This window comes from Catenovulum adriaticum (assembly GCF_026725475.1).
GTDB lineage: Bacteria > Pseudomonadota > Gammaproteobacteria > Enterobacterales > Alteromonadaceae > Catenovulum > Catenovulum adriaticum.
In genome coordinates, this window is the sequence record NZ_CP109966.1 from 25,361 (window position 1) to 41,728 (window position 16,368).

The window sequence follows — 16,368 nt, forward strand, 5'->3', positions numbered from 1 at the left end:
AATATGAGATAGGCGTTTTCTAACTTGCCACAAAACTGTCATTATTTATTTTGTCCTTTTTTAAGTTGCTAGTCGTCTTTGATAACGGAATCACAAAAAATTAAACGTATTCAATTTAAGGAACACTACCGTGATAAACAAGAAAGACGCAGCTAAAAAACCACAATCGCCGATTAACACATCGCTAAAGCCTATCTGTTTAGCGATGGTGACCGTTTTGTCATTTTCGGCCACCGCACAGGCAGATGAAGAAAAAATCATTGAAGAAGTGGTTAGCTATGGCACTTATTCAGGCAGCTTGGCGCGGGCGATGGATATTAAACAAGGCTCAGATAACGTGGTTGATGCAATTTCAGCAGAAGACATTGGTAAGTTCCCATCATCAAATGTTGCTGAAGCTTTGCAATTAGTTCCTGGTGTGCAAATTGCCCGTGACCGAGGTGAAGGTTTAGGGGTTAGCGTACGAGGTTTAGGGCCCAATTTTCAAACAACACAGTTAAATGGCCGAAATATCGCGATTAACGAAAATGTTGAAAATAGCGGTCAAAACGGCCGTCAGTTCCGGTATGACGTATTACCATCAGATCTAATTGCAGGCCTAGAAGTGGTTAAATCACCATCGGCTAGTATGGAAGAGGGTGCAATTGGTGGTCAGGTTAATATTAAAACCTTTAAACCACTCGACCTTGGTAATTCTGCTTCTGCCACGGCACAAGTAAGTCATTCAGATTTATCTGATAGTATGGATCCTCGCTTATCGGGTATATATAGCTGGGTAAACGAAAATGAAGATTTTGGTTTACTCGTATCGGCTGCGTATTCTGATCGCGAAATTCGTCAAGACCGTGTTTTTACCTTTAATTGGATTCAAGGCGCATTAAATGCGGCAACAGGTGAAACCGCTGATTTAAACCAAGCGTTTGCACCGCAGCGTAATCGTCCAACGCTTGAACGCCAAGACAGAAATCGTCAATCATTAGCTGCCGCTTTGCAATGGCAAAGCAGTGACAATCACGAAATGAACATTGATTTACTTTGGTCACAATTCAATGTTGCGTTTGATGAAATTGGTATCGACATTGAGTTAGGCGGTGAAGTACAAAACCCAGTGGTGGTGGGTGATTCTTTATTAGCGGGTAAAGCCCTTGGAACCAACTTACAGCTATCACGCGAAAGCTCAGAATCTGAACATGCTAACTTAACTTTAGCCATGAATAACACTTGGACATGGGACGATTGGCGTGTATCAACGGATATTAGTTTATCAAACGCCGACAGTGAAACGGTTGCCCCTATTCGTCGAACCCGCATTCGGTTAACAGACCAAGCAGTTGATTTTGATTACAGCGCTGGATTTGAACAAGCACCAAGCTTTAGTTTTCCGGTCGATATTAGCGATTCTAGCAATTTCCCGGGCCGTCGTATTGAGTACCGAACCATAGACGTATCCGATTCTGACAATGCACTTAAATTAGATATTGAACATACCCTAAGTGGGGTTATTTCTAGCGTAGAATTTGGGGTAAATATTCGCCAGCGTGAGCGTGAATATAATCGCCGAGATATTCGTGTATCTGACGGTATTGATGGGGTGTTTTTCTCTGATGATTATTTTGAAAACTTCCCAGTCAGCGATTTTGCAAGTAACGTCAGCGGTAATTATCCAAGTGAGTGGGCGGTACCAAAAGAATCAGCCTACTTCTCAGATTTTTTTGCCAGTTCATTACTTGAACAACCATTAACCGCAGGCGATAAGCGCAACTCCTATGTTGTAGAAGAGAATGTATACGCAGGTTACGTACAATCGAATATCGAATCAACAGCAGGTTTACCTGTATTTGGTAACATTGGTTTACGTATGGTTCGTACGGAGCAAAACCCATCGGGCACCAGTGTGATTGACGATAGTCCTCAAGCGGTTGCTTTTGAAAATGCTTACAACGAATTACTACCAAGCGCTAATATTAACTTTGAACTTAGCGACGAGGTTATTTTACGGACTGCATTTGCTAAAGTTATGACGCGTCCATCATTACCTGATTTACGTCCAGGCTTAACTTTCAGCACAGATGCGCCAACCGCTAGCGGTGGTAACCCTCTACTTAATCCCTATCAAGCTTTGCAGTATGATTTATCACTAGAGTGGTACTTTGATCAAGACGCATACGTATCAGCGGGTTTATTCTACAAAGACATCACAACATTTATTTCTAAGCAAGCACAAATGCTAGATGTTAACGGCACCGACGTTATTTTAAGCGCGCCGTTTAACACAGGTAAAGGCGATATAACAGGGCTAGAAATAGCTTACCAACAAGTATTTTCGTCACTCCCAGCACCATTTAACGGCTTAGGGGTGCAAGCGAATTACACTTATGTTGATAGCCAAGTCGAAGTGACCCAAGATGATGTTTTAGTGGCACAACCGATTGCTGGCCTATCAGAAAACAGCAGCAATTTTGTCGTGTTTTATGAATATGAAGACTTTGGGGCCCGTATTGGTTATAACTGGCGCGATGCATTTTTAGTAAGTAATGGCGTAGGTACCGTTGCAGATCAGTATCAAGATGCTTTTGGTACGCTAGACATGAACGTAACTTATACATTGTCTAATAGCATTAGTTTGTCGGTTGAAGCCGTTAACTTAACTGACGAGAGCATTAAAACCTATTTTGACGACAAACAACGCGGGGGTCGTATCGATCACTACGGCAAGCGTGTTGCCCTCGGGGTTAATGTTAAGTTTTAATATTAACAACTGAATAGAACTCACAAAAAAGGCGCTGAGAAGCGCCTTTTTACAAATTGTTTTTAGCTAAAAAATGTCGGTTAAACACAAATCAGCTTACGTTAAAGCAGTTGTGCTTCAATTGTTTGAGCTACTTGTAATCCTAAGTATTTGTATCCATCTTTAGTAAAATGAACATCATCGGCTTATCTTTAGGGTGAGACTTTATTTATGTTTTAGGCGAGCGTGATAAAATCTAACACAATTTGAGCTCAGTTCAAATTAAGCATACAGCCAAGTCTAAACAAAAATAACCTTGGCTGTGAGTTACAGCTTATTTTTACAAGCTTTGATTTAAATATTGGATACGATTTGAAGTCCAATAATGTGTCACCCCTTGCAGGTGTTGATTTTTATCAGCTTTAGTGGCTTGGTGCCACTCGGGTTTTGCTTTAATATCAAAGGTATAACCCTCTAGGTCATGCAATACGGTCGCAATATTCATAATTTCAAGCGCAGATAATGTATCTGTTGTACGCTCAATTAACTGAGGTATCAGAGTAGTTGGATTGTAATCGGTTGCTAATGTTAAAAATTCTACTGCGCGGGCTGCGATCACTGGATTTGGATGAGCGAGCAAATTATTAATTTGATCAACTTGATCACTCGCTTGTTCTGCAAAGTGGGTAAAACCTATTAGTGCCCAATATTGTCGCCACTGCATATTTGAGTTCAGCGCTTTCATTAACTGAGGTTTTGCTTGTTGCCAATTTAATAGTTGTAGGTTGGCTATGTCTATCAATTGAGTGATTTCTGAGCGATTTTTATCACCAAACTTGCGAGGGCTGTTGAATGCATATTCAGCTAAGTAAGATTCAGGGTAAAATGCTAAATCAGGCATAGACTTTAGTTTGTTGTTGAGGTTTTCTCTAAGTTTAACTAATTGAGTTTGATAATTTGGTTGATTTGCTAAGTTATTTGTTTCAAATGGATCGACCGAAATATCGTACAAAGCTTCTGCTGGCTTTGCTTTAAAAAAAGCAGCTTGTACAGGGTTTAATTTTTGCTGCTGGTATAGGTTTTTCCATTCTTGATAAGCAGCCTGAAGGTAACGATATTGGTTAAACAATGAGTTTGGAATGTACGGCATATAGTTTCTGACATACTTTAAATTACCTTTTCGCAAGGTACGAACCATATCTAGTTTTTCATCAAATCGATCTGCGTAGGCGAAGCTTGAATCCCGTTGGTTTAGTTTTTTTAAGGTTACATCAGGCCCTAAAAAAGCCTTACCATCATGATACGGATTGGCTTCAGCGCCCGCTAATTTGAGTAAAGTTGGTGCGAAATCGACAAAATTGACAAAACCGTTAACGCGGGCGTTTTCTAATGTTCCTATACTAGGGTGCAGTAACTCTCGGTAATTTTCGGGGATGCGCACGACTAGCGGGATATGTAAACCAAGGTCATTAACATAACCTTTTGTGCCAGGGAGCACGCCGCCATGATCGCCAAAGTAAAAAATAAAGGTGTTTTCCAACTCGCCATCTGCTTTTAATTGCTTAATTAATTGGCCAATTTGTTTGTCTAAAATTTGATGTTGGTCTAAATATCGAGCAAAGGTGTATCTAAATAGTTTTGTGTCAGGGTAAATAGCTGGCAATTTAACTGAATCTGGTTGGTGTTTTGTCGGCTTATTATTGACATCAGTTGCAGGAAAATGCAGGTTATACTCATGTGTGGTTGTGAAGGTTTGCATATGAAAAAACGGCTGCTTGGGAGCTCGATCTTTCCAACTGGCTTTATTTGATGAGCTATCCCACACTGGATCATGTTTGTATTCAATAAAGTTAAAGTCATTTTTAGCATTATTGCTCGTGAAATAACCTTCGCGTTTTAATAGCTGAGCTATTGGTTGCACACCCTCTGGTAATTCGCTCTCGGTATAACGCCTGTGATAATTTAAAGCAATTTTTGAAGCATAAACACCGGTAGCCAAGGTTGAACGGGCAGTTGAGCAGACGGGCGCGTTGGAAAAAGCATTATTAAAAACAAGTCCATCTTTAGCCAAAGCTTCAATGTTTGGCATTTTTGCACCCTGTTTATTGTATAGACGTGAAAAAAAATATGAATTGTCTTCTGAAACTAGCCATAGAAAATTAGGTTTCTGTTTTGCAACCTCAGCCGCGTATACTTGGCTTTTAAATAGATCACTCAATAAAAAAACAAACAAAAAAATAGCAGCTAAACGCATTAAAGATATAACCTATATTTATTTAAAATTAATATTTTGTATGTAAATTATTGTCAGGTTTTTAATCTCCTGTCAATTGTAAGTTGTATATTGTTTTATTAACTAAATTTTAAAGCTGAAGTTTAAATCGTTTTAGAACAGTAAACATATTATTGCTGCTGTTTTTAAGCTCGCAACTCGTTGCTTCTAGTTGGCTTGTCATGGCTATTGCAAAAATTATGGTAACGGTTTTATGGGCCTGCGCTCAGTATTTACTTTTAATCCCTTTTTGTATTTTTGTATTTTTGTGTTGCGACTTGCGTTGGAGGGATTAGTTTTAAATTAGCTAATATACTGCGAATCTTTTCGTTGTTAATTTGCTGCATTAATTCATCAATACGACTATCGAATACATCTGGCTTGATATAAGCAAGGGTTTCAAGTGCTGATATCGCGTGATCATTATTTAAATTAGCCAATAAATTTGTTAGATATTCGGTTTGATCTAGATAAACCAAAGCCTCATAAACTGTCATTTTTACGGCTGAATTTTGATCTTGTGTTGCGGCAAGCAAAAATGTTGGTATTTGCTTTAATTCGTTTTTAGCGGCAAGTTCAGCTATCGCGTTCGCAGCCCAAAAACGAGCGACAGGGCTAGTTGATTGTAAATACTGTTCAAAATAAGCTAAATCTTTTAGTGTTGCGCGACTTACCTTATTGATTAATTTTATGTAATCAGGGTAGCTAAAATCAGGATTAAACCAATTTCCGTACATTTGGTTATTTTTCATGGCGACGGGAATAAATCCTAAATCATTTGAAGATGCTATATGGTCATCAACCAAAGCTCGCATTTTGTTTAATTGCTGTTGGTAATTTGGATTATTTGCCAAGTTATTGGTTTCATCGGGATCATTTTTCAAGTCAAATAAATATTCAGTTTGCTTAATTTGATAATAGGTTTGTGTATATTGTGAGTTTGGATTTTTGGTGGCAAATTCATCGAGCGCCATATTGGATGGCATACCCCATTGAAAGGCGTTTCTTAAACTGATGGGTTTGCGTTGTAAATAAGTTTTGAAATAGTTAAATCGGCCATCGGTAACACCACGCCACGGATCAAAATGAGTTTCTTGGTTGGTTCTAAAAGTATAAGCATATTGCTGCGGGGCTTGTGCATACTCCCCTAGAAACGCTTTTCCTTGCATTTGTGCAGGTGGTTTGATTCCGGCTAAGCTTAAAACACTAGGTGCAAAATCGACAAACTCAACCACTTCAGAAATCAGTTGGCTAGGTGTTTTTTGGATTAAATGTTGATATTTTTCAGGGACTCGTACAATCAACGGCACGTGAGTGCCTGAATTATAAATAAAGCCTTTGCCCCGTGGCGAGCTGCCGCCATGATCTGAATAAACAAATATAATGGTATCTTCGTACAAACCTTGCTGCTTTAAATCATCAATAAAAAACTTAAGCCAGCGGTCAACATCAAACACACCTTCTAAATGAAATTGATAATCAGATTTTACCGCTTCTAAATTGGGAAGGTATTGCCCTGGATGCGCTTGGCTTGGTATTCCATTCAGGGTGAAATCTCGTCGTTGCTCTAAATGAAACGAGGTCAACCGGCTCATGTGTGTCATGCCTGCGTTATAAACTGAGAAAAACGGTTGGTTAGGCTTTCGTTGTAAGCTGTTGTAGCTTGCATTTTTGTCAAACTCTGTCCAAATTTGTTTAAGTTCATGGTTGTTAAGCGGTGTATTATAGTCTCGTTTAGTATTATTACTGGTGAAATAGCCCGCCTTTTGTAAAAGGGCTGGAAAAAATATTCGTTCAGTTGGCGATTGTATTTTTGCTCTGTGATGATCGGTTCCAAAGGTTGTTGCATAACTCCCTGAAATTAGGCTTGAACGAGCAGGTGAGCAATAAGGTGCGTTTGAATAAGCATATTTAAAAACAAGTGAATCTTGAGCTAATGTTTCAAGATTAGGGTTTTTCACATCGGTATTACCATAAATACTCAACTCATTAGCTGATGTATCTTCAAAGGTTAACCACAATATATTTGGACGTGTTTCGATTTGTTTTTTAGTTAGTTTTTGTTGTTGCGAACAGCCAGTATTGGCTAGATTTAAGATGATAATAAAAAACAATGTATTTTTTTGAAAAAAGCCCGTGCCCATTTTAGATCCTCAGTGATTTGTTCCATTTAAAATAAAACAAGCCAATAGCTTAAAACCGTAAAACGAGTCATATTTTTATTTTAAGTTACAAAGAATAGTACTAAAACAAAACGTGCCAATTTACAGCTAATTTTTAAAATTTATTGATTTAACGTGCGAAAAATCTAAATTTAATTTGCGTTTTTATCATTATTATCAGCAGTTTGTGGTTTAGTCTGAACGATTGATAATTATTTTATATATTTAACTTCCTCTAACATACTAATTTATATCTTTTAAAAACATATATTTAAAATTTTAGTTATAAAAAAGTAAATTAATTTTATTTAAATTGATTGATTGTGACTATATAAGGTCTATAATGATTAATGTTATAAATATGTTTCTTATGTTAATTGGTGTTGATTAAGAAATGTGTGCTAAAAATAGACAATAATCCAAATAAAGGATATTCAGTATGGCAAAGTCAACTACTCGCACCCCTTATAGGTTAAATCAGCTTGTGATCGCACTAAGCACGGCCGGTTTACTGTGTTCCATGAATCAAGCGGTTGCCGCTGAAGATGAAACTGAAACGATTGAAGTGACTGGTGTTCGAAGCTCGTTAGAGCACGCTTTAAATACTAAACGTGAAGCGCCGTCAATTGTTGATGCAATTTCAGCCGCTGATATAGGCAGTTTACCTGCACTAGATTTAGGTGAAGCGTTACAAGCTATTCCTGGTGTGCAGGTAAATAGGGAAGGTGAACGACGTTCATCTGATATTAATCTGCGTGGGCTTCCAGGTAGCTTTGTAAAAACAACGGCAAATGGCCAATCTTTTGCAACCCCGAGTCGAAGCGCTTCTCCGGTGGGTAGTCCTAACCCTTTTGGTTCATTTGATGCTAGCGTATTTGATGGGGTAACTGTGATTAAGTCGCCCACGGCGGCACATCAAGAAGGTGGAGTTGCTGGGATTGTTGATAAACAGCTGCAAAGAGCACTTGCCAAGCCAGATGGTCGTTACGCGGTTAGTCTTGGTACCCGTTACGAAGAATCAAATGATAGCTTTGATACCGAAGTTCGCTTGCAAGCCTCAAAGCATCTAATTAAAGATAAATTAGCTGTGTCATTCAAATTAGGCTATTCAGATCAGCATTTTCGTCGAGATTCAGTGCTATTTGCTCGCAAAGAAATTTTTGACGAAATTGTTTACCCAGGTTATGAAGATTGGTTTGCAGATCAAGTGGCAGCAGGCAATTTGCCAGAAAACGCGGTTGTTAAGGCCTCATCAACGGTGCAGCAATTAGCAGAAGTCAGCAGAGGCGACAAGCTTTCATTTGCTGGTAACCTTGAATGGAAAGCGACTGATAAATTAAAGTTAGGTGTAGATTTACTCTATACGCAGCGTGATTTAAAAGATGGTAACTTTGAACAAATTAGCTCAGAGGTTAGAAATCGCGGCCAGTCAAATCCCGCAAGTCACTGGGATGAACATTATATTATACCGGTGGGCGACGAAGTCCCGTTTTTAACCGGTTATAGTACCAACGGTGACGGCGAACAAGTTCCAAATTATGCGATTTCAAATGTGAAACTTGAAAACGCAACTTATGTACCAGCAAATCGAATTTTTGGTTTTTTTGAAAAAGCTCAGGGTGTATTTTTCAATCTTGATTATCAAAGCGACGACTGGGTTATCGATGCGATTGTTTCGCATTCTGAATCTGAAAATATTTTTAATCAAACAGGCTTTGATTTTCGGTTACAAGGTAGTGCTAATGATTCAGTGGAACCAACAGGGATTACCACGCTTATTAACACTGGCCGTGGTGACCTGGACAAAATGGATATTTCATATGATGGTTGGCAAGATATCGACTATAACCAAGCGTTTAAAGCCGGCAATCCGCTCAATTTAAATGTGGGTGATGTGAACGACCCTAAAAATTTATCGTTTTACATTTTAGGTCGTTATGACAACCCGAAACGTGAAATGAGCGCGATTGATTTAAATTTTAAGCGTTACGTTGATTTTGAAATATTAGGTGAAGGACTAAAAGTAAACACCATACATTTTGGTGGTCGTCACTCATCGGAAACCCTAGAAAATAAAGATTTTACCCCTTCGTCTGGTTTTATTGATCATACAGCGATTAGTGATGAATTTATTTCTGATGAAATTTTAGCTGAAACTGTGAATCCTTGGTTTAATGGTGATATTCCAAATAGCGCAGGTTCAGACGGCGGATGGTTAAGCTTGAATATGCCTCATATTGTTGATGTTTTGCAAAATGGCATGGATGAGCGCATTGCTGCAAGTGATAACCCAGATGAGTTTATTAGATTACCTAATGGTTTTGTCGCGCGAACAGAACGAAATACAAATAACGTTGAAGACCGTTGGGAAACACAATTCACTGCAGATCAAGATATTACCGCTGCTTATTTCATGGCTGACTTTGAGGGTGAATTAGGCGATATTTTGTATACCGGTAACTTAGGCGCGCGCTATGTATCAACTGAAAATACAGTAGATGGATTTGATCAGAGCTTTATCGATGGGACCACTCAATGGGAAGCTGTACCTACTAGTTTTTCAAAAGACTACAGCCATGTTTTACCATCGGTTAATGTCAGTTTTGAATTAACTGACGATATTATCTTACGTATGGCCAGTAGCAAAGGGATAGTACGACCCAATTTAAGAGCGCAAACGCCTGTTTTATCTGTGAGCGAAAGTGAAAGTCGCATTACAATAGATACCCCTAAAGCAGATGTTGACCCTTATGAGTCAAACAACTATGACCTTTCACTTGAATGGTATAACCGAGAAGGTAGTGCAATTTCGTTAGGTGTGTTTAAAAAAGATATTTCAGGTATTTTTTCAACTAATAAAATTTGTCCGCAACCAGGTGAAGAGTTTGCTGATGCTGTTGCCAGCTATACAGGTGAATTAAAAAGAACAGATTTAGCTGATGGCACCTTTACGTGTGAGCAAGTAGAAGAATATACCCAAGAAGATGGCGATATTGTTAACCGAACCGTTGATTTTGATTATACTTTCAATGGTTCATCGAAAATTGAAGTGACTGGTTACGAGGTTGCGATTCAACAAAAATTAGACTTTTTACCATACCCGTGGAACGGTATTGGTGGGGTACTTAACTATTCTTACGTTGAGAACGAAACTGATGGTGAAGAAGGCTTAGTTGGCATTTCACCAAATTCTTATAATGCGATTGCTTATTATGAGAATGATGGGCTTAGTGTTCGCTTGGCTTATAACTATCGCGATGAATATTTATTGAGTGGCGGTCAATCTTTTGGTGGTCCAGACCAGAAAAGTGTTAAGGCTCGTGGTCAGTTAGATATGTCGGCATCTTATAAAATTAATAGTTTTACGAAAATTAGCGTACGGGGTTATAACTTAACTAACGAAAATCGATATGAATATGTCGGTCAAAATGAAGCTAACGTAAGCCGAATTAATTATGATGGTCGAACTTATACAGCGGATATTCAATTTACTTTTTAATTGTAATTAATATCATTAAAAACGCTTACAATTTGTTTGTAGGCGTTTTTTTATTCAGTTTTATGTAGGTGGCTGAATGTGTAAACTCTTCTAGCTCATCATTTTCCAACTTCATGCTCATCGTTGACACCTCCAAAATAATATTAAAGTAATTTTAGCTACTTGCTCAATGAGCGTTCGCCTATTACTACCAACTTTAATCGATGCTTTGGGGCAAATAACCCGAATATTCGTATTACATTGATGAAAATATTTGATGGTAAATGCTAATATTTTTTTCATTGTTATCGTTTCTTGATTTTAAATTATGTAAAGGAAAAATAACGGATGGATTAAATTGTCATTTTAAATCAATTTAATTTAAAATTAGTCTGTTGAATATAACTTAAGTTTAAATACGAATCGCCATAACGCATGGTCGATTAAATGAGATTGTTTTTATTTTATAAAAATGTCACTGCAAAAATAAAGGCTGCCTTATTAAGTTTAACTGTTATTAGCTGAGTGAGTTCAGAATAACAGTATCAGTGAACAACAGAAGAGGAATTAAAAATGGAAAAAATTGCGTTAGTCATGACACTGCTGCCGGGCTACGAAGCTGAATATAAAAAGCGTCATGATGAAATATGGCCAGAATTAGTAACTTGCTTAAAATCGGCTGGAGTGTCTGATTATTCAATCTTTTTTGAAAAAGAGTCTAACAAGTTGTTCGCTGTATTAAAGCGTACCTCTGATCATAAAATGGATCAACTACCGTTAGAACCTATTGTGAAAAAATGGTGGGCTTTTATGGCTGATATTATGGAAACGAATGAAGATAATTCACCTAAAACAAATTCATTAGATAGGGTGTTTCATCTTGAATAAATAATTTAATCAGTGGTAAGTTAAATAACTAGGCCTTTAAATTTTTAGAGTAAAGTGTTCAAATTTTTATTTAGAACACTTTACTCTTGAGCTTTTTATTTTTGACTATTGCTGTACTTCTGGTTGCGGCGCTTCAACCATAATCACTTCAATCCCGTTTTGTTTAAATTGCTCAACTAATTTAGGATCCGCGTTAGAATCTGTAATAAGTATATCAACGTCAGATAAAGGGCAGAAAATAAAGTTACTTCTTTGACCTAATTTTGAACTATCAGCTAATACCACCAGTTTCTCTGTTTGTTTTCTGAGTTTTTGTTCTGAGCGTATTAACAATGGATCGGATTCCATAACGCCAAATTCACCAATACCTGGTGTACCCATAAACATCATTTTGCTGTGATAATATTCAATTGTATCTTTATCGTATGAGCTTAAGATGATACCTTGCTCACGATAAATCTCACCGCCAGGTACAGATACTTGGCTGTCGCCGTTTTCAACAATATTTTGTGCCAGCACAAATGAATTAGTTAAGATATTGAGGCGTCGGCCAGGTAAAAACTCACCCATCATATAAGTAGAAGAACCACCGTTTATAATAATTGGATCGTCGTCTGCACAAAGCTCAACTGCTTTTTTAGCAATTAACTTTTTAACGTCTGTATGTTTTTGCTGATTAACTAGAAAAGCCGAACTTGAAATGTGTTTTTTTCTTGGTTCGCTGCTAACTGACTCTGCGCCACCTCTAATTTTTATCAGCTGTTCCTTTTTCGCCATTTTTACGATATCACGTCGTATTGTGGCCTCAGATGAATTCAAACGGTCGGTTAAATCACGAACACTTGCAAATCTTTGTTCATCTAAAATGTCTAATATTAATTGTTGTCTATGTTTTTCTAACATTAATGAATTTCCTTTTTAGAGCAAGGCGTGAGTGCTCAATTTTCAGCGTAAAATTAATAATTTAATCAATTATAGCATTTACGACTTAGGGAGACAATTTATGATTGTTTTAATCTGGAGATATGCATTGTTTTCTTAACAATGGCGACAAATTTATTCAAATTTACCTTATGCTAGTCTATTGTAACCAACTATCTTAGAGAAATAATTATATTAAATTAAAATTTAATATAATGTGATTGAAATTGAGTGGTTGTGCTTGACTGTGTTCATTTTGAGTGTATTATTAAATATATATATTGAAAACGTTACTTAATTGCTTACATTTGGAGCTCGTCTGTATATGCAAGACTCAAAAATAAAATTTAAACATGTTAATTACCTATGGGAAGATTCTGTAGCGGATAAGCTTGATCCAATTGGAAGTTTAGTTTATCGCTCAAACATTTTAGGTGCCGATCAACGCATTACTAACACAGGTGGTGGTAATACTTCAGCTAAGTTAATGGAAACTGACCCATTAACAGGGGAAGAAGTTGAAGTATTATGGGTTAAAGGTTCTGGTGGTGATTTAAGAACGTCAAAAAAAGAAAACTTTTCTTCATTATATCAAGATAAGTTAACTGCTTTAGACGACAAATACCAAACTTTACCTGAAAAAGGCTATAAGTCAGCAGGTGAAGATGCGATGGTTGGTATGTTTAAACATTGTAATTTTTGTTTAAACCCAAGAGCATCATCTATTGATACACCATTGCATTCAATGATTGATGAAAAGCATGTCGATCATTTACACCCTAATTCAGTTATCGCGATTGCATCTTGTAAAGATCAAAAAGAATTAACTGAAACTATTTGGGGCGGTAAGTTAGCTTATGTACCTTGGATGCGCCCAGGTTGGGAAGCAGCTAAAGTATGCGAAAAAGCATATGAAGATAACCCTGATATTGTGGGTATTTTATTAGGTCAGCATGGTCATACTAACTGGAGCTCAGAAAGCAAAAGTTGTTATGAAACCTCTTTATGGGTAATAGAAACCGCTGCTCGTTATATTGAAGAACACGATAAAGGCGAGATGACATTTGGTGGTGCTAAAGTAGAAAGTTTACCTGAAGAAGCTCGTACTGAATTATTAGCTAAATTCTTGCCTGTTGCTCGTGGTGTTTTATCAAATAAAGTTAAATTTATTGGTACGGTACAATCTGACGAAAATGCACTCCGTTTTGTAAATAGTGTAGATGCGCCTCGTTTAGCTAAATTAGGTACGTCTTGTCCGGATCATTTCCTACGTACAAAAATCCAGCCTTTATACATAGATTTCAACCCGCAACAGGATAGCTTCGAAACCCTAGTTGAAAAACTAAAAGCAGGTATTGAGCAATATCGTTTAGATTATATTGAGTATTACAATAACTGTAAACGCGATGACTCACCAGCGATGAGAGATCCTAGCCCTACCGTTATTTTAATTCCAGGTGTTGGTATTATCGGTTGGGGTAAAAATAAATCTGAATCACGCGTAACAACTGAATTTTATAACTGTGCTATTGAAGTTATGCGCGGCGCTGAAGCAATTAGTGAATACACAGCATTACCACAGCAAGAAGCATTTGATATTGAATACTGGGCATTAGAAGAAGCTAAGCTTCAGCGTATGCCTAAAGAAGCGCCTTTAGCTCGTGATGTCGTAGTGGTAATTGGTGCGGGTGATGGTATTGGTAAAGAAACAGCGTTCCGTGTTGCAAAAGAAGGCGCGCATGTTGTTTGTGCTGATTTACGTGTTGAAGCCGCGCAAAAAACGGCTGACGAATTAACTGCCATTTATGGGCAAGGTATCGGGGTTGCTGGTACAGGTATCTCTGGTTGTGGCGCCGCGATTGCTGCACAAGTCAATATTACCGAGCGCGAAAGTGTTCAAAAAATGTTTGAGCAAGTTATTTTAGCTTATGGCGGTATTGATAAAGTGATTGTCACTGCTGGGGTTTTCTTAGCGCCAGGTCAAGCCGGCATGAGCAACGATCAACAATTTGATGTTAGCTTTGCTGTTAATGTTAAAGGCGGTTACATTGTTGGTACAGAAGCCAACGAAATTTGGAAAGCGCAAGGCCTTAAAGGGGCAATGGTATTAACTACCAGTGTTAATGCAGCAGTATCTAAAAAAGGTTCTTTAGCGTACGACACATCAAAAGCAGCGGCTAACCACTTAGTTCGTGAATTAGCGGTTGAGTTGTCACCATTAGTGAATGTGAATGGCTTAGCGCCTGCAACGGTAGTTAAAGGTAGCACTATGTTCCCTCGTGACCGAGTGATTGCTTCTTTAACTAAATATAATGTGGAATTCACAGAAGCTGATTCTGATGACGACTTGCGTGATAAATTAGCCAACTTCTACGCGCAGCGTACGTTAACTAAATCACCAATCACGCCAGAAGATCAAGCAGAAGCTGCTTATTTAATGGTTTCGGGTCAGTTAAGTAAAACAACCGGCCAAATCATTAGTGTAGATGGTGGTTTGCACGAAGCATTCTTACGATAAACTAAATTAACTTTTTTAGAGCTCTTATTAAGAGCTCCTTTTTAGAAGAGTAGAAAATATGACAAAACGTATAGATAAAGGCCTAATTGCAGAAGAAAATGCAAAACTAGAAGGTTTTTTAAAACAAGATTACGAAGCATTAGGTGCTAAATTAGCTCGTGAGAACATTAACATTGATGAGATCACAGCTAAAGCTGAAGAATTTCAAATTGCTGTTCCATCATGGGGTACAGGTACCGGTGGTACACGTTTTGCTCGTTTCCCAGGTATTGGCGAGCCACGTAACATTTGGGAAAAATTAGAAGATAGCGCAGTTATCAACGATTTATCTCAGTGTACTGAGCGTGTTTCTCCGCATTTCCCTTGGGATAAAGTTGATGACTTTAAAGAATTAAAGCAAACGTCTGATGCGTTAGACCTTAAATGGGATTCAATTAACTCAAACACTTTCCAAGATCAAGCTGGCCAAGAGCATAGCTTTAAATACGGAAGTTTGAGCAATACAAGCGCTGAATCTCGTGATTTAGCCATTCAACACAACTTAGATTGTATTGAATATGGTAAAGCTTTAGATTCAAAAACCTTAACAGTTTGGGTTGGTGATGGTTCTAATCATCCGGGTCAACAGCACTTTCAAGGTGCTTTTGAGCGTTATTTAGAAAGCATGAAGAAAATTTATGCCGGTCTTCCATCTGATTGGGAATTACACATCGAGCATAAAATGTTTGAGCCTGCGTTTTACTCAACCATCATTCAAGATTGGGGCAGCAACATTTTAGCGGCGATGGAATTAGGTCCACAAGCTAAGTCATTAGTTGATTTAGGCCACCATGCGCCAAATGTAAACATCGAAATGATTGTTTCTCGCTTAATCCAATTTAAAAAGTTAGGTGGTTTCCACTTTAACGATTCTAAATATGGTGATGACGATTTAGATAGCGGTAGTTTACATCCGTATCAACAGTTCTTAATTTTTAATGAATTAGTAGATGCTGAGTACCGTAAGCAAGAAGGGTTTGGTCCTAACTACATGCTTGACCAATCACACAATGTAACTGACCCAATTGAAAGTTTAGTTAACTCGGCCGCTAGTGTGCAGCGTTCATATGTATCTGCATTGATTGTTGATCGTGAAAAATTAACTGAATATCAAAATGCTAACGATGCACTTATGTGTAGCAATACATTGAAAAAAGCGTTTACTACTGACGTATCGCCAATTTTAGAAATGGCACGTTTGCGTAAAGGCGGGGCAATCGACCCAATCGCTGTGTATCGTAAATCAGGTTACCGCGCACAAGCGGGTGTTGAACGTCCAAATAGCGGCGGCAATGGCTCTGGTATTGTATAAATTTAATACATATTAGTCTTTTTAAGAGGTGAAGGTATAGTGTTATATCT

8 protein-coding genes are annotated in these 16,368 nt (G+C 37.9%); 5 read left to right on the plus strand and 3 right to left on the minus strand.

The features are described from left to right. The first annotated feature begins 130 nt into the window (after window positions 1-130). Window positions 131-2,749 carry a TonB-dependent receptor gene (locus OLW01_RS14120; RefSeq protein WP_268076583.1) on the plus strand — a complete coding sequence of 873 codons (2,619 nt, stop codon included), beginning with the start codon at window positions 131-133 and terminating at the stop codon, window positions 2,747-2,749. Window positions 2,750-3,068: 319 nt separating this feature from the next. Here the strand turns inward: OLW01_RS14120 and OLW01_RS14125 are convergent, their stop codons facing one another. Beyond that, on the minus strand, window positions 3,069-4,982 hold the full coding sequence (locus OLW01_RS14125) for a sulfatase family protein (RefSeq protein WP_268076584.1): 1,914 nt from the start codon (window positions 4,980-4,982) through the stop codon (window positions 3,069-3,071). Window positions 4,983-5,239: 257 nt separating this feature from the next. Continuing rightward, window positions 5,240-7,144 (minus strand): sulfatase family protein, encoded by a 1,905-nt coding sequence (locus tag OLW01_RS14130; protein WP_268076585.1) that lies wholly within the window; start codon window positions 7,142-7,144, stop codon window positions 5,240-5,242. A 457-nt stretch (window positions 7,145-7,601) separates the two neighbouring features. On the opposite strand from OLW01_RS14130, the gene OLW01_RS14135 reads away from it, so the two are divergent. Next, entirely contained in the window at window positions 7,602-10,661 is a 3,060-nt protein-coding gene (locus OLW01_RS14135; RefSeq protein ID WP_268076586.1) for a TonB-dependent receptor, read from the plus strand. A 552-nt stretch (window positions 10,662-11,213) separates the two neighbouring features. After that, the gene (gene rhaM / locus OLW01_RS14140; RefSeq protein WP_268076587.1) at window positions 11,214-11,528 is read left to right on the plus strand and encodes an L-rhamnose mutarotase; all 315 of its coding nucleotides are present in this window, start codon (window positions 11,214-11,216) and stop codon (window positions 11,526-11,528) included. A 105-nt stretch (window positions 11,529-11,633) separates the two neighbouring features. Here the strand turns inward: rhaM and OLW01_RS14145 are convergent, their stop codons facing one another. Then, on the minus strand, window positions 11,634-12,431 hold the full coding sequence (locus OLW01_RS14145; RefSeq protein WP_268076588.1) for a DeoR/GlpR family DNA-binding transcription regulator: 798 nt from the start codon (window positions 12,429-12,431) through the stop codon (window positions 11,634-11,636). A 343-nt stretch (window positions 12,432-12,774) separates the two neighbouring features. Between OLW01_RS14145 and OLW01_RS14150 the strand changes: the two genes are divergently transcribed. Together OLW01_RS14150 and rhaI are read left to right on the plus strand one after the other, a co-directional pair. Continuing rightward, window positions 12,775-14,967 carry a bifunctional rhamnulose-1-phosphate aldolase/short-chain dehydrogenase gene (locus OLW01_RS14150; RefSeq protein WP_268076589.1) on the plus strand — a complete coding sequence of 731 codons (2,193 nt, stop codon included), beginning with the start codon at window positions 12,775-12,777 and terminating at the stop codon, window positions 14,965-14,967. Between the two features lie 58 nt (window positions 14,968-15,025). Next, window positions 15,026-16,318 carry an L-rhamnose catabolism isomerase gene (gene rhaI / locus OLW01_RS14155; RefSeq protein WP_268076590.1) on the plus strand — a complete coding sequence of 431 codons (1,293 nt, stop codon included), beginning with the start codon at window positions 15,026-15,028 and terminating at the stop codon, window positions 16,316-16,318. Window positions 16,319-16,368: the final 50 nt, after the last annotated feature.